General features: G+C 58.6%; 23 protein-coding genes. 10 read left to right on the plus strand and 13 right to left on the minus strand.

What is annotated here, in order from left to right:
• The first annotated feature begins 70 nt into the window (after positions 1–70).
• Entirely contained in the window at positions 71–970 is a 900-nt protein-coding gene (locus UB31_RS12080; protein ID WP_044999836.1) for a LysR family transcriptional regulator, read from the plus strand.
• 223 nt (positions 971–1,193) lie between these two features.
• Here UB31_RS12080 and UB31_RS12085 read toward each other — a convergent pair whose 3' ends face one another.
• Positions 1,194–2,210 carry a D-cysteine desulfhydrase family protein gene (locus UB31_RS12085; protein WP_044999914.1) on the minus strand — a complete coding sequence of 339 codons (1,017 nt, stop codon included), beginning with the start codon at positions 2,208–2,210 and terminating at the stop codon, positions 1,194–1,196.
• 402 nt (positions 2,211–2,612) lie between these two features.
• Positions 2,613–3,176 (minus strand): TetR/AcrR family transcriptional regulator, encoded by a 564-nt coding sequence (locus tag UB31_RS12090; RefSeq protein WP_044999838.1) that lies wholly within the window; start codon positions 3,174–3,176, stop codon positions 2,613–2,615.
• A 129-nt stretch (positions 3,177–3,305) separates the two neighbouring features.
• Here UB31_RS12090 and UB31_RS12095 point away from each other — a divergent pair, with 129 nt between their 5' ends.
• Both UB31_RS12095 and UB31_RS12100 read left to right on the plus strand, forming a co-directional pair.
• A complete protein-coding gene (locus tag UB31_RS12095; RefSeq protein WP_044999839.1) occupies positions 3,306–4,250 on the plus strand; it encodes a pyridoxamine 5'-phosphate oxidase family protein in 945 nt (314 codons plus the stop codon).
• A gap of 138 nt (positions 4,251–4,388) precedes the next feature.
• Complete coding sequence (locus UB31_RS12100) at positions 4,389–5,333, plus strand: MBL fold metallo-hydrolase (protein ID WP_050031519.1); 945 nt, start codon at positions 4,389–4,391, stop codon at positions 5,331–5,333.
• 572 nt (positions 5,334–5,905) lie between these two features.
• Here the strand turns inward: UB31_RS12100 and UB31_RS40410 are convergent.
• The 5 genes from UB31_RS40410 to UB31_RS12120 all read right to left on the minus strand — a co-directional run bounded on the left by UB31_RS40410 (position 5,906) and on the right by UB31_RS12120 (position 10,900).
• Complete coding sequence (locus UB31_RS40410) at positions 5,906–6,379, minus strand: nuclear transport factor 2 family protein (RefSeq protein WP_082078500.1); 474 nt, start codon at positions 6,377–6,379, stop codon at positions 5,906–5,908.
• 214 nt (positions 6,380–6,593) lie between these two features.
• A complete protein-coding gene (locus UB31_RS12105; RefSeq protein ID WP_044999842.1) occupies positions 6,594–7,373 on the minus strand; it encodes an MOSC domain-containing protein in 780 nt (259 codons plus the stop codon).
• A 24-nt stretch (positions 7,374–7,397) separates the two neighbouring features.
• A complete protein-coding gene (locus tag UB31_RS12110; RefSeq protein ID WP_050031521.1) occupies positions 7,398–8,186 on the minus strand; it encodes a haloacid dehalogenase type II in 789 nt (262 codons plus the stop codon).
• Between the two features lie 380 nt (positions 8,187–8,566).
• Complete coding sequence (locus UB31_RS12115) at positions 8,567–9,766, minus strand: adenylate/guanylate cyclase domain-containing protein (protein ID WP_044999844.1); 1,200 nt, start codon at positions 9,764–9,766, stop codon at positions 8,567–8,569.
• Positions 9,767–9,898: 132 nt separating this feature from the next.
• The gene (locus UB31_RS12120; RefSeq protein WP_502691254.1) at positions 9,899–10,900 is read right to left on the minus strand and encodes an alpha/beta fold hydrolase; all 1,002 of its coding nucleotides are present in this window, start codon (positions 10,898–10,900) and stop codon (positions 9,899–9,901) included.
• Positions 10,901–11,079: 179 nt separating this feature from the next.
• On the opposite strand from UB31_RS12120, the gene UB31_RS12125 reads away from it, so the two are divergent.
• Positions 11,080–11,700, plus strand: coding sequence for a TetR/AcrR family transcriptional regulator (locus tag UB31_RS12125; RefSeq protein ID WP_245305368.1), 621 nt, complete (start codon positions 11,080–11,082; stop codon positions 11,698–11,700).
• Here UB31_RS12125 and UB31_RS12130 read toward each other — a convergent pair.
• The 3 genes from UB31_RS12130 to UB31_RS12140 form a co-directional block, all read right to left on the minus strand.
• Positions 11,686–12,162 carry a metallophosphoesterase family protein gene (locus tag UB31_RS12130; protein WP_156162695.1) on the minus strand — a complete coding sequence of 159 codons (477 nt, stop codon included), beginning with the start codon at positions 12,160–12,162 and terminating at the stop codon, positions 11,686–11,688. The genes UB31_RS12125 and UB31_RS12130 overlap by 15 nt on opposite strands.
• Positions 12,163–12,655: 493 nt before the next feature.
• A complete protein-coding gene (locus UB31_RS12135; protein ID WP_044999845.1) occupies positions 12,656–12,838 on the minus strand; it encodes a tautomerase family protein in 183 nt (60 codons plus the stop codon).
• Between the two features lie 200 nt (positions 12,839–13,038).
• The gene (locus UB31_RS12140; protein ID WP_044999846.1) at positions 13,039–14,223 is read right to left on the minus strand and encodes an ABC transporter substrate-binding protein; all 1,185 of its coding nucleotides are present in this window, start codon (positions 14,221–14,223) and stop codon (positions 13,039–13,041) included.
• 392 nt (positions 14,224–14,615) lie between these two features.
• Here UB31_RS12140 and UB31_RS12145 point away from each other — a divergent pair, with 392 nt between their 5' ends.
• The gene (locus UB31_RS12145) at positions 14,616–15,509 is read left to right on the plus strand and encodes an IclR family transcriptional regulator (protein ID WP_082078501.1); all 894 of its coding nucleotides are present in this window, start codon (positions 14,616–14,618) and stop codon (positions 15,507–15,509) included.
• A 44-nt stretch (positions 15,510–15,553) separates the two neighbouring features.
• Here the strand turns inward: UB31_RS12145 and UB31_RS12150 are convergent, their stop codons facing one another.
• The gene (locus tag UB31_RS12150) at positions 15,554–16,312 is read right to left on the minus strand and encodes an SDR family NAD(P)-dependent oxidoreductase (RefSeq protein WP_044999847.1); all 759 of its coding nucleotides are present in this window, start codon (positions 16,310–16,312) and stop codon (positions 15,554–15,556) included.
• 61 nt (positions 16,313–16,373) lie between these two features.
• Positions 16,374–17,579 (minus strand): CaiB/BaiF CoA transferase family protein, encoded by a 1,206-nt coding sequence (locus UB31_RS12155; RefSeq protein WP_044999920.1) that lies wholly within the window; start codon positions 17,577–17,579, stop codon positions 16,374–16,376.
• Positions 17,580–17,785: 206 nt separating this feature from the next.
• Here UB31_RS12155 and UB31_RS12160 point away from each other — a divergent pair, with 206 nt between their 5' ends.
• The 4 genes from UB31_RS12160 to UB31_RS12175 all read left to right on the plus strand — a co-directional run bounded on the left by UB31_RS12160 (position 17,786) and on the right by UB31_RS12175 (position 21,340).
• Positions 17,786–18,547 (plus strand): SDR family NAD(P)-dependent oxidoreductase, encoded by a 762-nt coding sequence (locus UB31_RS12160; protein WP_044999849.1) that lies wholly within the window; start codon positions 17,786–17,788, stop codon positions 18,545–18,547.
• A gap of 31 nt (positions 18,548–18,578) precedes the next feature.
• Entirely contained in the window at positions 18,579–19,001 is a 423-nt protein-coding gene (locus UB31_RS12165; RefSeq protein ID WP_044999850.1) for a VOC family protein, read from the plus strand.
• 68 nt (positions 19,002–19,069) lie between these two features.
• Positions 19,070–20,410, plus strand: coding sequence for an MFS transporter (locus UB31_RS12170; RefSeq protein ID WP_044999851.1), 1,341 nt, complete (start codon positions 19,070–19,072; stop codon positions 20,408–20,410).
• 78 nt (positions 20,411–20,488) lie between these two features.
• Positions 20,489–21,340, plus strand: a complete 852-nt coding sequence (locus UB31_RS12175; protein WP_044999852.1) for an HTD2 family dehydratase — start codon at positions 20,489–20,491, stop codon at positions 21,338–21,340.
• A gap of 98 nt (positions 21,341–21,438) precedes the next feature.
• Here the strand turns inward: UB31_RS12175 and UB31_RS12180 are convergent, their stop codons facing one another.
• Entirely contained in the window at positions 21,439–22,314 is an 876-nt protein-coding gene (locus UB31_RS12180; RefSeq protein WP_044999853.1) for a helix-turn-helix domain-containing protein, read from the minus strand.
• A gap of 158 nt (positions 22,315–22,472) precedes the next feature.
• Here UB31_RS12180 and UB31_RS39880 point away from each other — a divergent pair, with 158 nt between their 5' ends.
• The gene (locus UB31_RS39880) at positions 22,473–23,450 is read left to right on the plus strand and encodes a helix-turn-helix transcriptional regulator (protein ID WP_197090804.1); all 978 of its coding nucleotides are present in this window, start codon (positions 22,473–22,475) and stop codon (positions 23,448–23,450) included.
• Positions 23,451–23,509 lie beyond the last annotated feature (59 nt).

Consider the following 23,509-nt stretch of genomic DNA (forward strand, 5'->3'; position numbering starts at 1 on the left):
GAGCTGCTGGCTTGATTGATTAGGCGGAAATATCTGGAATTACATTTCCATTTATGGAAAAATCGCAAAAATGGCTGATCTGAATGACATTGCTGTATTTGTGAAGGTTGCGCAGCTCGGAAGCTTCAGCCGTGCTTCACACGCTCTTGGCATGCCGGTTTCCACCGTGAGCCGGAAGGTCTCGGCACTCGAAGCGGAACTGGGTGTCACGCTGTTGCAAAGGACCACGCGCAAGCTCGCGCTCACTTCGCAAGGCCAGGATTATTTCCACGAATGCAGTGAACCGCTGAACCTCCTGTTCGACGCTGAGCGGGTTTTGACACAGACCCAGAGGAAGCCGGAGGGTACACTCAAGATCTCCGTGCCCGTGGTCTTGGGGCAAGATCCTTTTCTCGAATTTATCTCTGATTTCCTGAAACTCTATCCGAGGATCAAGATCGACCTTTTCATCACCAACCTGTTCCTGGATCTGATCGCAGAAAATGTCGATGTCGGCATTCGCTTTGGTGAGCTGAAGGACTCGACCTTGATTGCCAAGAAGCTTGGCAGCCAGGTCCGTTATGTCGTCGCCTCCCCCGAATATTTGAAGGATCGCAAGCCTCCCACCAAGCCCGCCGACCTCGGGCTGCATCAGTGTGTCTTGCTCAACGGCAAGAATAACGAAGCAGAGTGGGAATTGCTGAATGGACGAAAACGCGCGGAAATCCGGGTTGCGGGCCCTATTTCAAGCCGGGACTTCCAATCCGTCAGCACGTTTGTTTATCGAGGGCACGGTATCGGTCTTTTGCCCTCTACCTATTGCAACGACAAGATCGAAAAAGGTGAACTCGTAAGGTTGCTGCCCGACTGGGCTTCGAGGCAACTCGAAGTGCACGCCGTCTACCCTACAAGGAATTTCTTGCCTTCAAGGCTACACGTATTCCTTGAAGCGTTGAGGGCCTGGAAGAGCCCCTTGTGGACTTTACCTTAGACAAAACGAGCCACATACCGACGTTGCCGCGAAGGCAACCGAATTATGAATCAGGTTTACCAACGTAACTGCAACAAAAACTGGCACGCCTGTTTCGCCGCACATCATCCGCGAACGGCGACAACTCCGTGCGCTCGAATAAGACCGCACCGACCTCCTCATGGTTGCGACGTATCGCCCGGCCTCGGTTATGATTTCCTCTCTTGATCTCAAACGGTACTTTTTACTCGTCAGGCCGAAATTCCTTTCGATAGGCGAATAGCGCTGGAGTTCCGCCAGACATGATAAACAGCACATTTTGTCCAGGCTTGAGGACTCCATTGGCAATGTCGTCCAACAGGCCCGCGAAGGCCTTGCCCGAATAGACCGGATCAAGGAGAAGGCCTTCATGGCGAGCCATGAGCCGAACCGCCTTTTTCATGGCCTCGGTCGGAATGCCGTAACCCTCGCCAAGCTGTGCGCCGCTAATATTGACTTCGTCCGGAGAAACACCGGGAGATTCAAGCAGCCCCAACGTCGCGTTGATTTTTTCAAGTGTACCGCGGCGAGCCTCCTCAACTCTTGCCAGCACCGCAAACGACTTGACTTTAGCTGCACCTACGCCAAGGGCGGCGAAGCCCGCCGACAGGCCAGCGTGCATCCCGCCACTGCCATTTGGCACGACTATGTGCCCAAAATGGATGTCCTGCGCAGCCGATTGTGCCGCAATTTCACTCGCGCATGCTGCGTAGCCAAGACACCCTACTGAGGACGACCCTCCAGTCGGAGCTACGTAGACCTTACGGCCGCTCGCCCGGAGAATTTCTGCGCGCTCCTCGGCGACGGCAAGCGTGCTCACGTTACCAGCAACATCGTGAATTGTCGCGCCGAACAAGTCATCGAGAATGATGTTGCCACTCTCCATATAGTCTTCGTCGTCACGCGCTACCACGCGCCCGAGAACCAATTCACAACGCAGTCCGTAGCGAGCGGCAGCAGCAGCCGTCAGCCGCGCGTGGTTGGACTGTCGTCCGCCAACGGTGATGACGGTATCCGCGCCTTGTGCAATAGCATCGCCCAACAGGAATTCGAGCTTCCGCAACTTGTTGCCGCCTCCACCAAGGCCCATCACATCATCCCGCTTCACAAAGAGACGAATTCCGTTCAACTGCTCCCCTAGCGCAGCTTCAATTCGTCGAAGCCGTTGGATCGGTGTCGCCAGATCAAGTAGAGCGACGCGAGGCATACGCCGAAGATGCAAGTCGAGTGTCTCGGTCATGGAGGCGCCTACGTAAGGTGATGAGAACAAGAGAAACCGTTCAGTATCATGAATTCCCGCCCCATGAAGCGTTCGTCGAGGCACGCCCAACTCAACCGCGACGTCCGATCACGGCGTTGAGGGCCTGGAAGAGCCCCTTGTGGACTTTACCCTGGACAACACGAGTTACATCCCGACGTTGCCGCGAAGGCAACCCAACTTGGTGGCGATGACTACTTGGTCGCGATATACACTTGGGATTGTGAGATCTTAAATTGGCGACGGCGGATTGGTCTGCGTAACTGTCGACCAGGGGGCGCCTCCCTCAGGCGCTTTTCCGAGACTTGCCGGAATCTCCTCCGATATCCCGGCGTCTATTTCAACCCGAAGACTGTCTCCTCCTGCTCAACGGCGAGGGAGCGGTTTGAGCAGGGACTTGGCCATCTCAGTAGCCTGATTGATGGCGTTTCGATCGCGGTAAACCCTCGAAACGACGAAGCCGCCCTGCACGACAGTTATGAGCATCAGCGCAAGCTCGTTGGCATCGAGGCGTTTCGCGATTTCTCCGTTGGCTTGAGCTTCACGAAGAGCTGCTGCAAGGAGCTGTTGCAGTTCGCGGAAATAACGTTCGACCGGTTTCCTCAACGAAGCCTCAGCGATGGACGACTCGCAAGCAAATCTACCCATCCTGCAACCCTTAAGCCCGTCGCGAGCAACGTCGAGAAAGCGGAAGACGCGATCCAACCCAGAACCATCTGTTCCGACGGTCTCGCGCGCGAACTCACACATTTCATCGGACACCTCATCCAGAGCCACCGACGCGAGGTCCAGTTTTCCCTTGAAGTGGTGATAGAGACTGCCTTGCCCTGCACCACTTTCGTCTAGCAAGTCGCGCGGACTTACGCCCTCGTAGCCGCGCTCCCACATCAGCTTCTTGGCCGCCTTAACAAGCTCGCCCTTCGCCTTCATGACATCCTCATGATCGCGTCGAATCAACCGAACGTGATTGTGTTATGTAACTACTAGTATGTAAAGACAACTGCCGATAACGGGGATCAGCCATGTTTTCTCAAGGCGTGCGGCCATGATGGTACTATTATGATGAAGGCCACGTCTCCCTTTCACGCCGGCGAGCAAACGATCCAAAGCCTTGCCGGCGTGCGTGATCGCATGGAACTCAAAGGGCGCGCAGTCATCCGAGACTACATGCCGGAGCAGCATCGAGCGTTCTTCACTGCGATCCCGTTTATGCTCGTGGGAATGGCGGACCAGAACGGACACCCCTGGGCCACAACTTTGTCTGGCCCCCCAGGGTTCGTGACTTCTTCGGACGCGAATCTGCTTACCATCGAGTCATGGCCCGATCTGGGTGACCCCTTGCATTCGTGCATTCGCGATGGTGCTCCGGTCGGGGGCCTCGGAATCGAGCTTTCGACGCGTCGCCGAAACCGGGTCAACGGCCGCATCGAAAATTGCGTTATCGGCGAAGGTTTCTCGATCAGGGTTCAACAGAGCTTTGGAAATTGCCCGAAATACATTCAGGCACGTAGCGAACGGTCGCGGATCTGCTCCAGGCTCGCGCCCGAAACTCGAACGGCTTCCCATCTGGGCGATGACGAGGTCAGCTTCATTACCGAGGCCGACACTTTCTTTATTGCATCTCGGTCGCCGCAACTCGCCCCGCAAGAATCCTCGCAAGGTCTCGATGTCTCCCACCGCGGCGGACGTCCCGGCTTCGTGCGGGTGATTTCGGCAAACGAACTTAGCTTCCCGGATTATAGCGGCAACTTGCTCTTCAACACGCTCGGCAATCTGGAAACGGACGCGCGCGCCGGGCTTCTGTTCATCGACTTCCAGAGCGGCCGGATGCTGCACATCATCGGTAGAGCCAGGATCTGCTGGGACGTTTCGGAGACGATGCGGTCCGCTGGGATTGAGAGGCTCATCTTTCTCGACATCCAATGCGTCTTGAACCGCGAGCATGCATTTCCGCATTTGTTCGACTTTGTCAGCTACTCGCCGCATCTGGGGACGGAGGGTTAGGATACCAAAATTCCCCAATAGGAAGTTTGCGATCGCTTGACACGAGATGCCGGCTTCCGCCGGCGGACCGCGAATGGCCGTCTTCGCAGAAAACGTAAGGAGACAGCGATGCTAAATCTAACCCGCCGGAGCGCTCTGTTGACGGCAGCAGTTGCAGGAGCAGCGTTCGGCCTGCCCAAACCGGTCTCGTTCATCGAGGCTGCGCTCGCCCAGAAGGGACCGGAAGCCGGCAAGGGCTTTCGCCCGTTCAATTTCGGTAAGGTCCAGGGGTTCATCTTGAACGATGGCGTTTGGGAAAAACCTCACGATCCCTCGTTTATCAAGGATGTGTCCGTTGACGAAACCAAAGCCGCGCTGGCAGCCGCTGGGATCGCGAATGAAGTCGTGCCTATTCCATTCAATGTCACCTTGGTCAAGTTCAGCAACGAAACGGTTCTGTTCGATGCCGGCACGGGCGGTCAGTTTCAGCCCACAGCCGGAGCGATGATCGCCAATATGGCGGCAGCCGGTATCAAGCCGGAACAGATCACGAAGGTGATCGTTTCGCATTTCCATCCAGACCACGTTTTCGGGCTTATGAGCAAAGCTCCAGATAACACGCCGACTTTCCCGAACGCCGCGGTTTACGTGCCAAGCAACGAGTATAAGTTCTGGATGGATGAAAGCATCTTCACCAAGCTTCCTGAGAAGCAGCATGGCCTGCCCAAAAGACTTCAGGCGATGTTCCCACTCCTGAAGGACAAGTTGAAGCAATACGAGTGGGATACGGAGGTTATTCCGGGCATCCGCTCGATCGCGGCACCAGGCCACACGCCGGGCCACACCGCATTCCATGTCGCATCAGGTAGCGAGCAGCTGATGGTGCTGAGTGACACGACGAACATGCCCGCCCTGTTCGCGAAGCACCCGAACTGGCACGGCGCAATCGATGCTAACCCGGTGCTTGCGGAAACGACGCGGCGCAAGCTGTTCGATCGTGTCGTGGCCGACAATGCGCTCGTTACCGGCTACCATTTCCCGTTCCCGGCCGTTGGTAAGATTGTGACGGACGGCGCGGGTTATACTTTCGTGCCTGTTGCATAGCCAAGCACGACGTGGAGGGAGGCGGCCATCGATTCCCAATCGGTGGCCGTTTCGGCGCAGCATCTCTTGGATTCCCGAGACGAACTTGCTCGGACACCCGAAATCGTATGTCGCCCGACCTGCAGTTCTGCAAAGGAGGAGGAAGCTCGCAGCAAGGTCAGCGTCGTCGATGGCATTTCGCCGCAATACCCATTCCCGGATTCCGCTTGGCACGGTGCACAGGCTCCGATGCCTCCCATGGACGCGCCTTTCGGGTCAGTTCGATCGCGGCGCCTGGCGGGACGGATCGTCGACCAGTGGACGGTTGACGTCAAGTTTTCGACCAATGTCCGCTTTGCTTTCGTATGAGCCGTTCAGTCAAAAGACAACCGCATTTGCGCTAGGCGCGGTATCCTGAGCATTATCGAGCGCGAGCTGCATCGCGGCATATCGACCTTCGGAGCTTCTTGCCACAAGAAGCGACATTCGCCGGCGTTGCTCCGCAGGCCATCTCAAACGGGGCAAACTAGCTCCTCGGAGCGACCTATCAGCAGCAACAATGAGAGCACACATGCACGCCCTGTGCGTGAGCTTCAAAGCCCGAGTTCTGAGAGCCCTGGATGGTCCACGGGACGCGGTCGTGAACGATCCCAATGGAATTTGCGCTCAGATTCCCCGATCGGAAGATCGTTGATGCAGGCAAAGCGCTTCTCCATCAATCCATTGGCGGCAAACTCCCAATTTTCATTCCCGTACGAACGAAACCAGTTTTCGCTATCGTCATGCCATTCGTAGGCAAACCGCACAGCGATCCGATTCTCCGTGAATGCCCAGAGTTCCTTAATCAGGCGGTAATCCAGCTCCTTCGTCCATTTGCGCCTAAGGAACGCGACTATCTCGGAGCGACCTCGGATAAACTCCGATCGATTTCGCCAGGAACTGTCCGGAGTATAGACGAGCGTGACCCGTTCAGGATCGCAGGAATTCCAACCGTCTTCGGCGCCTCGCACCTTTTGCGTAGCAGTCTCACGAGTGAAAGGTGGAAATGGGGGGCGGGTCTCAGTCACGACGAAATCCTCGTTTTAGGGTTAGATTGAACAAAGCGACCCAAGCTCGCTCGAGAGACTTGCGAGGGGCCCTACTCGCTGCGCGGCTATGATCGCTTTGCCTGTACGGCTTATTTCACCAATGGCTCGTGGACGACTGGCCTACTGTTCAGCCCCACGACGATAACTAACCCGCGACGCGCACGAGACCGGATCACCGTGTCGTGCTGGTCGCTTAGCCGGCCGCAGTGACCGTGTCGCCGATGCGCAACGCTCCTCCCTTGGTCACGGTGAGATAAATGCCGAGATGAATGTGACCGAAAATACGCATCAGTTCACGAGGAACGTTGATATCCCGGATTGCGCTATCGGGATTGACCTCGGTGGCCGGACAACGGCGGGTCAGCCGCATGCCCCTACACCGAACAGAACCCAGCATTAGCTCCTGGTTGAGCCACTCGTTCTCTACCCACGGATCGAGTCCCTCGACGAGAATATTTGCCCGGAACCTGCGCGGATCGAGCCGCTCGCCGATACGCGCTTCGAGGTCCCTCACCGAGGCCAGGTTAAGCACCGATATAGCGTGCATGAGCTCGGACGAGTGCACCCCGACGTCGGTGAAGCAATGATTGGCCGCAGTGACGAGTCGCGGCTTCGATGATTTCTGACCTTCGGGAAGAAAGCGTGCGAAGAACGCTGCGATAGCGGCGCAACCCTCGGCACATTGGACGTTCGCCGACAATCTTTCAGTACCGTCGATCACTGACAACAATCCGGTGCTGCCGTCGTAAGACGTTGTCAACCGCGCCAAAGCTTCCTGGCGTGCCAGCACCATGAACTCGAATTTGCTCAGCGGCCGAGGATTTGTTTCGTCAAACACGGTCGACGGCAGCGCCAACGCAAATGCCCTGTCGCCCGACACGCCTCGACCAGCTTGCAATGTCACCGAGTTGAGGGGCTCAGATGAGAGCCCCTTGATCGGGTATCTAGACAATCCGGAAACCTGAGCCGGCATGCGTTCGCCTTCAGCAAGGGGAAATTATGCAGTGACGTATCTTGCCAATTCGGTGAGTGTCGTCCCAATGGCGTCGGGCCTTACACCCAACTCCTCAACGGGCGCGTTCACATGATTCACCCAGAAGGTCTTGAGGCCGAACGATTTGGCACCTGCTGCGTCCCACCCCCCGAACGCCGCAAACACGATATTTTCGCGCGGCAAATTGAACACAACCTCGGCCATCTGATAGGCGCGCGGATCCGGCTTGTAGGCCTTCACGCGATCAGTGCTCAAAATGTGCTCGAATAGATCGAGGATGCCGGCGCTCTGGCTCATTTCCGTCAGCATCTTCGGGGTCAGATTCGAGACGTAAGCCAGTCGGATCCCTGCTTGTCGCATCGATTTAAGCGCCTCGACCGCCTCCGGCCAAGGTTTCACGCGAAGGAAGGCATCCATGAATTTATCGCGCGCGTCCGGCTTGAGCTCGATCTTCGCAGCCTTGAACGCGAACACCAACGCATCGTCCAGGATGTGCCAAAAATCTACATAAGTCTGGTTGAGTGTCCTGAGCCAGCAATACTCGAAGATGCGCGTGCGCCAAGCACTGGCCAACTGAGTACCTTTGCCGGGAAAGATTTCATCAATTACCCCGTCAACCGAGAGCGGGTTGAATATCGTGAACGCATCGAATCCGATCGCCTTGATCTTACCCACCACCGTCTGCGCCAGTGCGTCCGTGCCAAACACCTGCGCGGCTCCCCCTGCTGCAGCGGCCGCGCCGGTCATCCGCAACAAGTCACGGCGGGTCGTTGTCTCAATCTGACGGATCATCCGAGTTTCCATAGTTGCTTCGTCGTTGGTGGTCAGTGCGGGGCACAACGATTGTAGGTCGGTGCACCTGAGCCTCGCTTGTTGTTCATGGCGTTGAACGCGAATACGCGCGCAGTCAGCTCCAGATAAAAAGAGATCACTTCGGCATCTTCCAAACCTGATGAAAACATACATACTAGTTGGTACAGTGCAAGTAAGAACTTTGTGTGGCGCGCTCGACGGCGAGCGCTATTTGGAAGCTATATCCGGCAGACGCTTGTGAGTGGCGGAGGATCTTGCGCGGCCCGAAGCGGCCTCTCGCCCGCCGATCAGCATCCGCGGGCTCCCTAGGCCGATTAACCCCGCTCGGGGCGCTCGGGCGTTGACCAATGGACCGGCATTCAGCCGTGATACGCAAACAGCTCGATTGGATCACTGAAGCCGCGCACCGGATATTCGCCGACGCGTTCGAGGTCGAAATCGCTGTTGACGAAGTCCGTGAACGCGCGGGACAGCAGCACCGTTCGCCCCAGTTGTTTGGTGAGGGTTTCGAGACGCGAAGCCATGTTGACCGCCGGACCGATCACCGTGAAGTCGAGCCGGGTCTGTGACCCGATATTGCCGTACATGACGTCGCCGACATGGATGCCGATGCCGTACTTGAGCGGCTCACGGCCGGTTTCGCCGTTCTTTTCGTTCAAGGCAATCATGGCCTGGCGGGCCTCAGTCACGGCATACAGCAGATTTGCACAGGCCGACGGGTTGCTGAGCGGAAAGATGGCAAGCAGACCGTCTCCTATGAATTTCAGTATTTCCCCGCCATGTCGCGCAATCGGCTCCGACATCGCGTCGAAATAGCCGTTCAGAAGATCAATCACGTCATCACGCGGCCAATTGTCGGAGATCCGGGTGAAATCACGAAGATCACAGATCATGATGGCGGCGCGTACCGTCGTTCCGCTTCCGCGCCTCGTGGCGCCAGCCAGAACGAGTTCGCTGGCATGCGACCCGACATAGGTTTCAAGCAGCGTTCGTGCCAGCCGGTTCTTCATCCGGATTTCGCTGACCAACGCCAGAACCGGCAACAGCCTTAACAGGCCGGCGATATGCGCGTCGTCGAAACCTCCGAGCTGGTCGGTTGCAAAGGTCACAATATGCCGCTTGCCGAGTGTATGGTACAGCGGCCACGCCACATAGTCAGTGAGGCCTTTCGCCCGCATCCTGTCATAGAAGGCATGCTTGCGGCTCAACGCGGTGTCGCGCTCCAGATTCTCGCGCACCTCGCTGGCCCCATCATGGAGTTCGTTGGCGGGACTGTCGATGTAGTCAGGACGCTCCCTGACGTCGTAATCTACTCTCCTAAGCTCGGCTTCGCGCGTCCCGTCGGCCCACATGATCCGGGAGCCGAGCCATTGCGGATGGAGGATCATGACATGAAGCGTCGCTCGCTTGACCGGAATGCCCGCTCGCTGGAGCCGGAGACATAGCTCAGCGAAAATAGTGTCAAGGAAGCGCTCGTCGCGCGTGTCGTTTGTCAGCCAGTGCAGAACATCGCTGTCAGAATGTGCGGTGACGTGACCGATGTTTGGCAGCGCGTTCATATCCTGCTCCTGACCGGTGACCTGGATCCGTCTCGAGCGGCCAGAAGTCACGACAAATCCCCTTGCTTGTGGAGGGGCTGCGGCGCCGGTTGGACCCAGCCGAGCGGCGCCGCACCGCGTAACGCAGCTAACTTACGAACGGCGGCGTAGGAAGTCGACGACAAGGTTTGTCGTCGCGGCCGGCTGCTCTTCCGTGATCCAGTGTCCGCAATCCGGGATGATCACGTCTTCGACGTTATCGGCGACACACCGCACCACCGCGCCGATCATCGGCCCGAACGTAGCTTCGCCACCCAGGGCCAAGACCGGCATCTTGAGTTTGCCTTTCGCGAGAAACGCCTTGTTGTCGGTCGCATCCTGGCTGAACGACAGGAACTGGGCAAAGCCCGCTCGCATTGCGCCGGGTTGCGCGTAGAGCGCCGCATAATGCTGGCGCTTCGCTTCATCAAATCGCTCCGGATGCCGGGAAAGTTCGTTCCAGAAGCGGTCGAGATAGATGCGCTCGCGGCCGGCGACCAGGCGCTCCATGTCATGACCACCGAAGCCAAAGTGCCACATGGCCGGCTCCTGCAGGATCTTTTCCCAGGGTCCGATGCCGGGCAGCGGCGCATCGATCGCCACCCATCGGCTCACGCGCTCAGGGTGGGTGGCCGCGACTGCGTAGCCCACCATAATGCCGATGTCGTGCGTTACCAATTCGAACGTACGCACGCCCAGAGCGTCCACGACGCCCACCACGTCCGCCGCCAGATTCTTCTTGTCATAGCCCCCGTCAGGCTTCGACGAGAGGCCCGACCCACGCAGGTCGGGCACGATAATCGTGCGGTCTTCGATCAGTGCACTCGCCAGATGACCCCACATGTCGCCCGATGTTCCGAAGCCGTGCAGCAGGACCACTGCCGGGCCATGACCGCCGACCCGCACGTGGATAGATGTACCGTTGGTTTCGATCGTCCGCGTCTGCATCACAGCCGGGAAGGGATAAATCCCATCTACTTGGACATGCTCGCTCATCTGTTCGCTCCTGGTTTGGGCGCGTGCCGCACCCGTTAGTGTGAACTGGGCCACCGCGCCCAGGCCGATAGCGGTCGTGCTCAGAAAGTCGCGGCGAGAGGGGTTGAGGTGCTTGATCATGCGAATTCCTCCTGTGCGGATCACGGTCGGCATGTACGGGCAAAGTTCCGTGCCGAGGCCGGGATCGTCCGACTATCGGTGGTCGAGGTCGGGCGCGGGCATCGGCTCAATTTGTTTTATATCGATCGTCATAAAACATGCAATAGATTTTTTGACGATCGTAATAAAACAGGGTTAGGTTGTTCGCTCTGCTCATAGACCGACGGATCTACATGGCCAGGCCCAGGGAATTCGATGAAGACACGGTGCTTGAAGCCGCAACGCAGCGCTTCTGGACGAACGGCTATGAGGCGACATCGATGCGTGACCTCGCCGACCACACCGGAATGACGACGCCGAGCCTTTACAATGCGTTCGGTGATAAGAGGGCCATCTACCGTCTCGTGCTCGATCGGTATGTTCGTCGGGCGCTCGAATCCTGCTCGGCGATTTTCGGGGACGATGACCCGCCCTTACGCGCACTGGAGCGATACTTCGACGCTCTCATAGAGGAGACGCGGGCCGACGCCCTGCAGAAAGGATGCTTCGTCGTCAACACCGCGCTTGAGGTCGCCCCGCATGACGCTGACTTCCGTGATCTGGTTACGAACGTCTTCGACCGAATCGAGAAGTACCTGCGCGATTGCATCGCCAACGGCCAGTCCGACGGGACAATTCGAACCAAACTGCCGGCTGCCGACCTAGCCCGCCTCTTCCTCAGCGCAACGCTAGGCATCCGGGTGTTGGCACGGACGAGTTCGGAACGTGAGCTCCTTACCGGTGTCGTCCGCCCACTGTTCGCGCTGCTAAGAACAAAGTGAAAGGTTGAACGACGCGCGGCCGGGGTGGTGCGTCGCAAGGACGCCCTTGAGAAATGCCAGAGACGTCAGGTGCAATGCGCGTGCCTCCTGTGGGCGAAAACGCGCCCAAGGATTCGAGCTCCACTTGATGCGCTTGTGGTCGCGCATGCTTTCGAGGGCCGCGCGCATCGCCGCCGCGCGTGAGGCCTCGCCGAATAACCCGTAGTCGGACCACAGCTTGCAGCCGGCGAAGCGGACGCCCGTCGCGCCGCCAATGACCGCGACCTCGTTCTCCAGGTAGTGCAGCCCGAGGTCGGCAGCGACGCGACGGCCTTCGTCGATCGCCGCGGGCAATGCCGGGCGCGCCCAGAACTCGTGGTTGCCGGCCACGACCACGACTTCGAGCGGCGGCGGACAGGCCGCGCGCAATTCCCGCAGGGCGGCGGCGAGACCCTGCCGCGTGTCGCCGGCGACGACGATCACGGAAGCTCCGGGCGCCGGCGCCGGATCACCCTTGAAGCCGGCGAAATCGGATTGCAGATCTCCTTGTTGCGCCAAACCAGGAACTGGTAGGAAAAGCGGCTAAGCCCATACGCGGCAAGTGAGCCGATGACACAGGCGACGAACGCCCACCAATCGACATGATGATGCTGTTCTCGAAGCGCAGTGTCTCCGCTTTCTGGAGACCCCTGCTCATCCTGGGTCTCCGCAATTGAGCTTGCAAGAGAGCTAATCTAGCAGAGGCTAACCGCGAACGTCGGTACGAACGCTACAATTGGATGCCTATCACGGGCTGAAGCAGACGAATGATGAAGTCTGCAAAAACTCGAACGCATTGCCAACGATCGCAGCAGCTACCTGCGTGGCTTTCGATCTTCGGATCTTGCCTTTTCGTCCCCTCATCGCGCTGTAGAACGCGCGCACCCCGTACGCAGCATCGCCGATCCCGGACGGCGACGGCATCAGCTTCTTAAACTTATTCGCCGAACAACTTTCCTGCACCGGCCCAGTTTGCGGGCTCAACGTCCTCGAAAATGACGTAGATGTATTTTGCGTCCGTCCCGGTGTTCTTCACGATGCTCTCGGTAATTTCGGCGGCCACAGCTGCTTTTGCCTTGATATCCTTGCCGCTGAACCAGCTAACGCGTACGACGGGCATATCTTTATCCTTCCGATCTTCGGCGGATCCCCGCCAGGTCAAGGCCAGTGTCCCGGCACCGAACTCGCGTCGCGAGTTCGGTGCTCGCGGAACTAGTTGGGGGCCACCTCAGTGGGCTCTTGAGGCGAGGAGTGCCGCCTGCCTTTTCAAAGTGAATGGGAAGATATTCGTTGGCCCCACCTCTTCGGTTGCCCAGCCAGTCACTTGCAATCCGGAAGCCGTGGTGGCGCCGCCTGTTCGGCGTCAATCTTTCCGAGTAGTTGGTAATAGTCCCAAGGCGCTTTCGACTGGCTGGGAGTCTTGACCCGAAACAGATAGAGGTCGCGCATAACCCAACCGTCGTCGCGTATGCGAGCGCCGTGCGTCATCATGTCGTCGACCGGAAGCGAACGCATTGCGGCGGCTACCGCGGGACCATCGGTCGTGCCTGCTTTGGCGACCCCCTTCAGGTAGTGGAGAACGCCACTATAGACGCCGGCCTGCGCCATGGTCGGCATCTTTCCACCACTCAAGCTGGCGAAGCGGTTCGACCAGACCCGCGTCTGGTCGTCGAGATCATGATAGAAGGCCGCTGTGAGCGTGAGATTCTGTGCAATCGACAGGCCGATCGCATGGATGTCGGAAATGAAGGTCTGCATCGAGACGATCTTTTGTCCGCCGGATGCGACGCCGAACTCGTTCGCTTGCTTCAGCGCATTGACGAAATCGGAACCGCCACTGACGAACGCAATAACGTTCGCACCCGAGCTTTGTGCCTGGAGGATGTACGAGGCGAAATCGCTGGTCCCGAGTGGGTGCCAGACGGCACCTAATACTTTCCCGCCCTTCTGATTGATCACGTCGGTCGCGTCGCGCACCATTGCGCGTCCGAACGCGTAGTCGGCCGCGACGAAATACCAGGAGCCGGCGCCCTGCTCGATAACGGCAGATGCGGTGCTGCGCGCAGCCGATAATGTGTTGAAGGTCCATTGGAAGGTCGTGGGATAACACGACTTGCCGAGGATGTCGGACGCGCTGGCGCTCGAGAAGATTGCGATCTGGTTCTTCTGGCGTGCGATTTCCTGAACGGCGAGAGCGATAGACGATACAGGCACGTCAAAGATGGCCGAGACACCCTCGACGTCGTACCAGCGGCGGGCGAGCGCAGCACCGATGTCCGGTTTCCCCTGATGGTCGCCGATGACGACCTCGACGGGCCTGCCGAGGACGTTGCCGCCCGCGTCTTCCACAGCCAAGCGCGCTGCGATGACGGACCCGGGTCCAGCAAGATCCGAGTAAATGCCGCTCTGGTCGTTCAAAATGCCGATTTTGATTGGTCCGGTCGTCTGCGCGGACGCGCCGCTGATAAGGGCCAACAACGCAAGAGCGCTGATAATCGAGCGCATCACTCAAATCTCCTCCATAATTTGACGTCGGCGCTCCTTGGTGGGCGCTTCTTTTAAGTTCGCGACGCATCTGCTTCGCGAGTCCGGGCATCCCTTTGGACGTTATTTTTTTTGGCCTTCGACGAGAAATCGCTCGATCTCGCTCAAGGCTCGCGTCAAAAATCATATTTCATATATCAAGTCAATAGTTCATATATGAAACCATTAACTTTCCGAAGCATGGTCCTGCGTCGGAGCGATGCAAGTAGGCCAGCTCGCCACTGGATGAGGGATTACTCTCCATGGACAGGCAGGGATTTTCGGCTATGCATTGGCTAATGCCGACGGGCGGCTCTTGCGTGTCGCGCCGGTAGCTTCGGCAGGCAGGCAAACAAGTTGGATCAGGTTTTTGGATGAAGCGGCCCGCAAGAACACCCAGCTCGGCGAGTAAGGCGAAGAAGGTACCGTCAGGTCCGACGTATTCGGCTCCGGCTCTTGAGAAAGGGCTCGATATTCTGGAGATGCTGTGTCGCAGCAACATCCCGCTGTCGCAGTCCGAGATCGCCGAAAGCCTCGGTCGAAGCGTAAGCGAAATTTATCGGATGCTGACGTGCTTGGTGGATCGCAACTACATCGTCAATATTGCCGATACCTACGCGATCACGACAAAGGTCTTTGAATTGGCCCACAGCAATCCACCCACAAACCGGCTGTTGGCCGAGGCCGGACCGCTCATGCAGGAGCTATCATCCAGCCTTCAGCAAGCTTGTCACCTGACGGTCTATAATCAGGGCCGCCAGATCGTGATCGCGAAAGTGGACAACCCCGCTGGCATGGGGTTCAGTCTGCGCGTCGGAGCCGAACTCGACGTGTTGGTCTCCGCCTCAGGGCGCGCGCTCCTCGCATTCCAAGATCCGGAAACCATCGCGTTGCGCGTCAAGGAATCTGTTCAGCGTCGCCCGGAACATGCCAGCCTGGACATCACGCCAATTCTCGACAAAATCCGGAAACGCGGTTTCGAATCGATTGTCAGCCTGCAGATAAAGGGCCTGCACGCGGTTGGTTATCCGATCCTGGACACTCAAAATCGGGCGATTGCGGCCTTGACGGTGCCTTATGCTGAGCGGCTCGACCAGAGCAACAAGAAGACGGTGTCCGATGTCGAAGCCGTACTCGGAAAAGCGGCTCGGGCCCTTTCCGAGCGAATGGGCTGGCGCCATGGAGAAACGCCGGGAATGCGAAATGAGGTGGGCGAAGCCGCCACGGTCAGTGGACAAACGCCGGCTCGACGAGTGAACCGTCGATAGGCAACGGTCATCCAGCTCTGCCGGATGACCGCTCACCCGGCACTTCAGGCGGGCAGGCCACCGTCCACCATGAACGTCGCCGCCGTGACGTACGACGCCTCGTCGGACGCCAACCACAGCATGGGGTAGGCCAGTTCGGATGGGTCGGCCCACCGACGCATCACACACGGCGGAACCAGTTCATCAACTGCTTTGGCCCCGAGCCGTTTGACATGGAACGGTGTTCGGGTGAAGCCGGGACAGATCGCGTTCACACGGACGCGATATTCGGCCTCCTCGAAAGCCAGCGTCCGCGTCAGCGACAGAACAGCGGACTTCGTGGCATCATAGGCACCCATGCCCTTGCGGCCGTAAAGAGCATAGGTGGACGACACGTTGATGATGCTGCCCTTTCCACTGAGACGTAAAGCCGGTAGCGATGCTCGGGCCATTGATACGAAACTTAGCAGATTGACCCGCACGATTGCATCCCAGGTGTCCCAAGTTGCATCCGCGAGCGGCTCGTAGCGTCTAATTCCTACGTTGTTCACGAGCACATCGAGTTTGCCGAACGTAGCGACGACGTGATCGACTACACTCTTTGCGGCGCTCTCATCCTCGAGATCCGCAACGATTGCTTCCACGTGCGCGTCCTTTACGCTGCTGCGGATCTCGTTCGCGGCTTCATTTACGATGGATGAGTCGCGATCGACCAGAGCAACCTTTGCTCCCTCCCCGCAGAAAATCCGGCCAGCCGCGGTTCCAATTCCACCTCCACCACCGGTAATGATCGTGGCTTTTCCCTTCAGTCGGTGACCTGACATACGCTTATCCCTGTTGATTGGAATTCTTTACGATTTAGGTGTCTCTCAAGAGCGCCACCGATCAACTATGACTCGCTATCGCGGCACCCGCCGCGAACAACCTGTCGATATCGGCAGCGTCCAATCCCAATTCCTCAAGGACCGTTCTTGTCTCCCACCCTCGCGGTTGCGCACATTCCCGGAGCGACGGATATGCTCCGTCGCAGCGGATCGTCGACCGAATGGCCGCGATGCGGCCTTCGGACGGGTGATCCTCATGCTTCATCAATCCAACGGCTTGCAGGTGCGGATCGTCCGACAAGGACTCAAGTGTGTGACATGGCATCGCGGCAATATCGGCTGCCTGAAACACCGATAGCCACTCCGCCGTGGTCTTGCCCGACAGAGCAGCTCCCCTGATCTCGAACCATTCCTTCACATGAATCGCCCGCGCATTCACGGTCGCGAAGCGCGGATCACCCAGCAATTGGTCCCGGCCTACGGCCTTCAGAAAGGCCCGAACTTGCGGATCGGTGTTGATAGTCACCGAAATCCATCCGTCGGCGGTGCGTAGCGGCTTGTTTTGTGGATTGAGCAGCCGCTGATCGCCCACCGGTCCGACCGCGGGATCGAAGCTCTGTTGGGCCAGGTGCTCCTGCAAGACAAAGGCGGCCATGGTTTCGAACATGGGAATTTCGAGGCTGCTGCCACCACGGCCCGCGTTCCGCTTGACCACCGCTGCCAGGATCGCACCGGCCGCAATCTCTCCAACGACATGGTCGCAGATTACAAGAGGCACATACGCCGGCGCGCCGTCCCGGGCGAGGAAGAGGCCGGCGATTCCCGAAGCTCCCTGCACCACGCTGTCATAGGTCGGCCGGCCGGAGTAGGGCCCGTCCGTTCCATAGCCCGTGATCAAGCAATAGATCTTCTGCGGATGTTTGGCGCGGATCGTCGCCGCGTCGAGACCGAGGCGCTCAAGCGCACGCGGGCGCATGTTTGCGATGATGATGTCCGACGACTCTATGAGACGGTCAACGACAATCTTTGCGCCGGGCTTCTTGAGGTCGAGGCAGACGTTGCGCTTTCCTCGGTTGAGATGAAGGTAAGTGCCCGAGTGCTGACTGGTCGGTGACAGCCCTCCCAAGCCGCGCATGAGATCGCCTTCGGGAGCTTCGACCTTGATGATCTCAGCGCCGTACTGCCCGAGACGCCATGTACAGGTCGGTCCCACCACGACGCTTGTCAGGTCCAAAACGCGAATACCCGTAAGTGGCTGATGTGTCACCGGCTCTGCCTCCCTGGTTGCGCTTATTTGGAATCGACGAGAAATCGGTCCGTTGCGCCGCATGCCCGATCATTCGGCACATGATTTATCAAATTCACATATGAAATATCCGACTCTGGGTCCATCTCTATTTTCATCAATGAATATTTGACTTCATATATGAAACATCGTAAAGGCAACCTCAATTAACGAAGGAGGAGGCTCTCATGTTGATGAAGGGCAAGGTCTGCGTGGTCACAGGTGCAGCGTCCCCACACGGGATTGGCTGGGCCACCGCCAACATGCTCGCCGCAAACGGAGCTCAAGTCGCGATGCTCGATATCAGCGAGCGGGTGAACGATGCCGCTCGCGAACTTGCAGGTATCTACTCGCAGTCGTCGGCCCTGGGACTGCATTGCAATATCGCGTCCCCCGCGGACTGCGATGCGGCCGCGGCAAAGGTCATGCAGGCCTTCAATAGGATCGATGCTCTGGTTCACTGCGCGGGCATCATTCGCTCCGGCAGACATGACGAAATCAGCAGCAAGGACTTTGATGAAGTCATCGCCGTCAATCTGACGGGCGCCTTCAACGTGATCCGCTCCTTCTCCGCTCCGATGGCCGCGCAGCGCAGCGGCTCTATTGTCAGCGTCGCCTCGGTGGCAGCACAGCGAGGTGGCGGACTTGTAGGCGGCGCGCACTATGCGGCGTCGAAGGGCGGCGTGCTCAGCCTCACTAAATCTCTCGCCCGCGAGCTTGGACCGGCAGGCGTTCGCATCAATGCGGTTTGTCCTTCGCTGATCGAGACCGATTTCGTGAGCAATGCTGTCTCCAAGGATCGCATACACGAACTCACGGCTGGGATACCGCTTGGCCGCCCCGGTCGGCCCGACGAGGTCGCCGCAGCCTGCATGTTTCTGACTTCCGACCTTTCATCCTACATCACCGGCGCAACGTTGGACGTGAACGGCGGCAGCCACATTCACTAACCCTCGAAGTCCCCATCAACGGAGAACCCCCATGGCGACGCACTTTCACCACATCAACTTCTGCGCCAAAGACCCAACCGATCTCGAGAATTTCTACAAGGATGTGCTCGAGCTGTCAGAAAGCAACGCCTACACCGGCAATCAGAAGCAGATCAAAAATCAAGGATACGGCGGACGGGTCGCCTTCCTGACCGATGGCACGAGCGAAATGCATCTGTCCACGCTCGACTTGAACGTGGCGTTCCGGACCAAGCAGGCAATCAACCCGCTCGAGCGAGGTCACATCGCATTTCGGACGGATGACATCGAGGGCATCAAGCGCCGTCTGACCGAGCACGGCGTGCCTTATGCGGACTTTGGGGCATGGGCTATCGAAGGATGGAACCAGATTTTCTTCCACGACCCCGAAGGCAACATCGTCGAAGTACATCAGGTCGGAACGGCCAAGTCGTAACCGGCCACGACCGCGCGCTCGATCGTCGGTTGCGCGTCCCCCGAAAAAAATCAGAGAGGAATCAAGCAATGTCGGCGCTCGAGCATGGTTTTGCGGACGTGAAAACCGCGAAATCATCAGGGTTCTCAGCGGTGGCCAGGAGAGCGGCAATCAGCAGTGCGCTGGGTTCTGCTCTCGAATGGCTGGACTTCACCGCATATGGTGCGGTCGCGGCGACCGTGCTTCCCGCGCAGTTCTTTCCAACGATGGATCCGGGCACCGCCATCTTGGCCTCCTTCGCCACTTTCGGCGTCGGCTTCTTCGCCCGTCCGGCGGGCGGCCTAGTGCTCGGCGTCCTTGGGGATCGGCTGGGACGCAAGAGCGTCCTCCTGTTCACCTTGATCCTGATGGGCCTCGCTTCATTTCTGATAGGTTGCCTTCCGACCTATGCCAGTATCGGCTTGTGGGCACCCGCATTGCTGGTCGCGCTACGGTTTATGCAGGGTTTCGCATTGGGTGGAGAGGCGACCGGCGCCCAGCTCTTGACCATGGAGCACGCCCCTGCCAATCAACGCGGTCTGTTCGGCTCCTTCATCAACATGGGCGCGCCGGTGAGCCAGGTCTTGGCCAACTTGCTGCTGTTCCTGATCGCGGCAACGATAACGCCCGAGCAATTCATGAGTTTCGGCTGGCGCATTCCATTTCTGATGAGCCTGCTGCTCGTCATGCTGGGAGTCTATATCCGCCTTAAGGTCGAGGAGACACCGGCATTCGAACACATGAAGGCACATGAGAACGACGGCCCGCGACAGACTTCACCGCTCGCCGTACTCCGGACTCACGGAGGCACGGTCCTTCGCTTGACGCTCTTTTGGGCAGCGCCATCTGCCTGCTTCTACGTCGTCACAGTCTTTTCGCTCGGCTACGTGACGAAGACGGTCGGCGTGTCAAACCAAACGGCGTTCCTGTGCCTCATGGGGGCCAATCTCGTTGCTGTCATCACCACCGCTATCGGAGGCGCGGCGAGCGATCACTTCGGTCGTAAACCACCGTCCATCGTTGCCTCGATCATTATGCTCGTGATCGCACTGATTTATTTCCCGCTACTCGGGACCGGCAACGTGTTTCTGATCTTCCTCGCGATGTCTATCTTCATCGGAAGCATCCAGGCGCAGAGCGGCATATTGCCAGCCTTCTTTGCCGAGCCATTTCCCACGTCCGTGCGCTATACCGGCTCTGCCTTGGCTTACACAACTGCCAACTTAGCATTTTCCGGTCCGGCTCCGTTCGTCGCCGCTTGGTTGATGCAATCATCTGGAGGACAGGTCTGGGTTCTTACCGTGATGTGCCTCGCACTCATCGTAATGTCCCTGATTGCCTTGCTGGCCAGCCCCGAAACCCGCAACTTCGAGCTCGACCGCAGCGAATAGCAGTTGACCGACGCCACCGGGTGAACCGGCGTAGTCATTGCGTACAAACCATAACGCTGTTCGGCAGGGGATGAAGAGATGGACCGAGCCGATGGAAACGAGCATCGAGTCGTGCGGCAGGAGGCATGCAGCCTCGCCACCGTTCGGCGCGTTGCCGCCATGCTTGATCTCGACCCGGACAAATGGACCGAGCGCGACGTATTGCCTCGCGGTTGGCAATTCATCCTGCTTGGTGCCGATACGAGGCGCTCGGCGCTTCGCGACGACGGTTTTCCGGGCCTTGGCGTCCCCCTGCCGGATCTGGGCCTGCCCAGGCTCATGCTAGGTGGCCGAAGCGTGCGCTACAACGGAGACATCCGGATAGGCAGCACCTTTCGTCGGGAGAGCTTTGTCCACAAATTGTCGCATAGGGAAACGGCGAATGGTCCGATAGCCATCGTGACGCTCGCCCACTCACTTTACGACGCGGCTGCGCCGCACCCAGTGCTGACGGAGGCGCAAACCTACATCCTTATGAGCGCCGGACGCGCGACCAAGAACGAAGTAGTATCTGCCCCAGCGGAGCTGCCCGCAACGCTCAAGCGCGTGATTCCCGACGAGACATTGCTATTTCACTACTCGGCGCTAGGCTTCAATTCCCACCGCATACATCTTGATCGGGAGTTTGCTCGCGAACGAGAGGGCTTTCCCGACCTCGTCGTCAATGGCGGACTCGTCACGCTTCTCATGACGGAATTGCTCAGAACCGAGCTAGGCGGGCGCCTCCGTGAGATGACATCGAAGCATGTGGCGCCCCTGTATTGTGGCCGGCCGATCCTGCTCGGAGCCGATCGGCAAGGCGGGAAATGGACGTTACGAGCCTTCGATGGCGAGGGGCGCCTGGCTGTGGATATCCAGGCCGAGGTTGATGAGAACGAGGCTTCGTCATGAAAAGCGTCGAAGCACGACAGTAACGATCGAACCCACGCCGATCTCAAACGAGCGAGGCCGAACGCATCGTGGGCCTCGCCCCACTTGCCTCTGCGAGACTAGATCATCCGATCGGCTTTCTCGCGAAAAGCTCGCGGAGTCACTCCCGTATCCCTGCGGAAACAGCGTACGAAATGGGACGGATCGGCATATGCGAGATCATATGCGATCTCGCCGATCGGTTGATCTGAGAATGCAAGCCTTCGCTTGGCTTCGGTCAACACCCGCTGCCTGATCAACTGGCCGGCCGTCACGCCCCTCAATCGCTTGACGTGCTTGTTGAGACGATCGGATGACATCGCAAGCTTCCCGGCGTAGAAGGTTAGCAGCCGGTGGCTACGAAAGTTGGTCTCGATCAGTTTGAACAGCTCGTCGATTACCGCATCGTCGTGGCACGCCGTCGTTAGGTCGCGATTCACGATCAGGCGCCTGACCTCGACTGCGATCAGAGCAAGATAGCTAATCATCGCAAGTCGGAAGCCCTCACGAGATAGAAAGCGCTCTTCGCTCAGGTAACCGCACAATTCGGATAGACGTACAATTTCCCTGGCGTCCCCGACCGAAACCACGGGCCCGGTCGTCAAACGCTTGAGAGGAGCAATCGTCTCGCCCAACGGGTCGCCGAACGCTCTGGCGATATCCTCGGTGAAAGTCACCACCCACCCGGTCGTCGACTCCTGAAACCGAAATCCGTGAGCCGCAGTTGGCGGAACCACGATGATGGCGGGAGCAGAAAAGATCGCGCTCGACGTTTCGTATTGTATCTCGCCGCTGCCCCCCTCGATCACCAGGATCTGCAGCAAGTTGGCGTGGCGATGCACGCCGATCCTCCAATCGTGAAGCGAACAACGCGATGCGATCGTCTCGGCGTGGACGAAGTTGAACGCGCGTGGATCAGGCGGGTCGCCGTAGAGGTGAAATAGCGGCAGGTCCATCGAACGGCTCCCCTGGCACGAGCGACTGACCGACGATCCTAGACCCACGCGATTGGGGCCGGAATATATACTGTCGAATGTTTGCGCCGACTGGACAGGATTGCGCGTTTGGGATTGATTTAAACTGGCATGACTCCTTCCTGAACCGACGTGACCTCATGTTTACCGACCTCAGCAGCCGTAACGAGAGCTTCGAGAAGTTTCTGAGCACGTTCAACCAGCTCGCACCGCACGCGCGGATCGACCTCGACAGCGGCCAGAGCGCATTTCGCTGGAGCGGCACCTTTGCTGCAACAAGCGGCTTCTCTTGGTGGGAGGTCGGGTCAGAGATCGACTGGACGTGCCGATTCCCGCAGCAAAAGGAGAGACTCGGCCTCGTCCTACCGAGCGCTGGCACCGTGCATGCCAAAATTCGAAACCGGACGATCGTGATCGACCGCGACTCCGCGCTCGCGCTGAGCGTGCCGGACGTGAGCTCGATCTCCTATGCCGGCCGGGGTGGCCATGGACACGTCACGCTCGAATTCGACATGGCTCTCGTGCAGAAGACACTGTCCGCCAGCTTCGAAGGCGTGGCACTGCGAAACATCGAGCTGAGTCCGCAACTCGGACTCGCCGGTCCGGCAGGGCGGATGCTGAGGATGCTCAGCGAAGCGGTCGGATCTGGGATGCGCGACACCTTGTTACGATCCGACAAATCCATGGCATTGCTCGGCGAATCCATTTTGCGATTGGTTCTGCTGGGCTTTCCCCATTGCCTCGGCGATCGCCTGCTTCGCGACACGACGAACGCCGCACCGCACCAGATCATGGACGCGATCGATTTCATGCACGCCAACATGCACCAGCCGCTGACTTTGAGCGAGATAGCGGGCGCTGTCGGTATAAGCATCCGATCGCTGCAATATGGATTCCGCCGATATCGAAGTGTAACGCCGCTCGCCTATTTGCGAGAAATACGGATCGAGGCGGTGCAGGCGGAATTGTCGTCGCCGCTGAATGCGCTATCGATCAAGGACGTGGCGCTGAAGTGGGGGTTCACCCACATGGGGCATTTTGCTGCCAGATATCGTGCAGCTTACGGCACGGCCCCTTCAGAAACGGCCCGCCTGGCACGAGCCGGGTCCGCAAGGTAGCTCTCCGCGTCGATCGGCCGCCGCAAGGCCTAGCGGTCCCCACGCGCGGGCGCCCTGAT

Source organism: Bradyrhizobium sp. LTSP849 (genome assembly GCF_000938255.1).
Taxonomy (GTDB): Bacteria; Pseudomonadota; Alphaproteobacteria; order Rhizobiales; family Xanthobacteraceae; genus Bradyrhizobium.

Bases quoted from the DNA above. Each gene is read 5' to 3' on its own strand.
- UB31_RS12080 (WP_044999836.1), top strand. From the start codon at position 71: ATGGCTGATCTGAATGACATTGCTGTATTTGTGAAGGTTGCGCAGCTC.
- UB31_RS12090 (WP_044999838.1), bottom strand. From the start codon at position 3,176: ATGAAGGCGAAGGGCGAGCTTGTTAAGGCGGCCAAGAAGCTGATGTGG.
- UB31_RS12095 (WP_044999839.1), top strand. From the start codon at position 3,306: ATGATGAAGGCCACGTCTCCCTTTCACGCCGGCGAGCAAACGATCCAA.
- UB31_RS12105 (WP_044999842.1), bottom strand. From the start codon at position 7,373: ATGCCGGCTCAGGTTTCCGGATTGTCTAGATACCCGATCAAGGGGCTC.
- UB31_RS12110 (WP_050031521.1), bottom strand. From the start codon at position 8,186: ATGATCCGTCAGATTGAGACAACGACCCGCCGTGACTTGTTGCGGATG.
- UB31_RS12115 (WP_044999844.1), bottom strand. From the start codon at position 9,766: ATGAACGCGCTGCCAAACATCGGTCACGTCACCGCACATTCTGACAGC.
- UB31_RS12120 (WP_502691254.1), bottom strand. From the start codon at position 10,900: ATGATCAAGCACCTCAACCCCTCTCGCCGCGACTTTCTGAGCACGACC.
- UB31_RS12135 (WP_044999845.1), bottom strand. From the start codon at position 12,838: ATGCCCGTCGTACGCGTTAGCTGGTTCAGCGGCAAGGATATCAAGGCA.
- UB31_RS12140 (WP_044999846.1), bottom strand. From the start codon at position 14,223: ATGCGCTCGATTATCAGCGCTCTTGCGTTGTTGGCCCTTATCAGCGGC.
- UB31_RS12145 (WP_082078501.1), top strand. From the start codon at position 14,616: ATGAAGCGGCCCGCAAGAACACCCAGCTCGGCGAGTAAGGCGAAGAAG.
- UB31_RS12150 (WP_044999847.1), bottom strand. From the start codon at position 16,312: ATGTCAGGTCACCGACTGAAGGGAAAAGCCACGATCATTACCGGTGGT.
- UB31_RS12160 (WP_044999849.1), top strand. From the start codon at position 17,786: ATGTTGATGAAGGGCAAGGTCTGCGTGGTCACAGGTGCAGCGTCCCCA.
- UB31_RS12165 (WP_044999850.1), top strand. From the start codon at position 18,579: ATGGCGACGCACTTTCACCACATCAACTTCTGCGCCAAAGACCCAACC.
- UB31_RS12170 (WP_044999851.1), top strand. From the start codon at position 19,070: ATGTCGGCGCTCGAGCATGGTTTTGCGGACGTGAAAACCGCGAAATCA.
- UB31_RS12175 (WP_044999852.1), top strand. From the start codon at position 20,489: ATGGACCGAGCCGATGGAAACGAGCATCGAGTCGTGCGGCAGGAGGCA.
- UB31_RS12180 (WP_044999853.1), bottom strand. From the start codon at position 22,314: ATGGACCTGCCGCTATTTCACCTCTACGGCGACCCGCCTGATCCACGC.
- UB31_RS39880 (WP_197090804.1), top strand. From the start codon at position 22,473: ATGTTTACCGACCTCAGCAGCCGTAACGAGAGCTTCGAGAAGTTTCTG.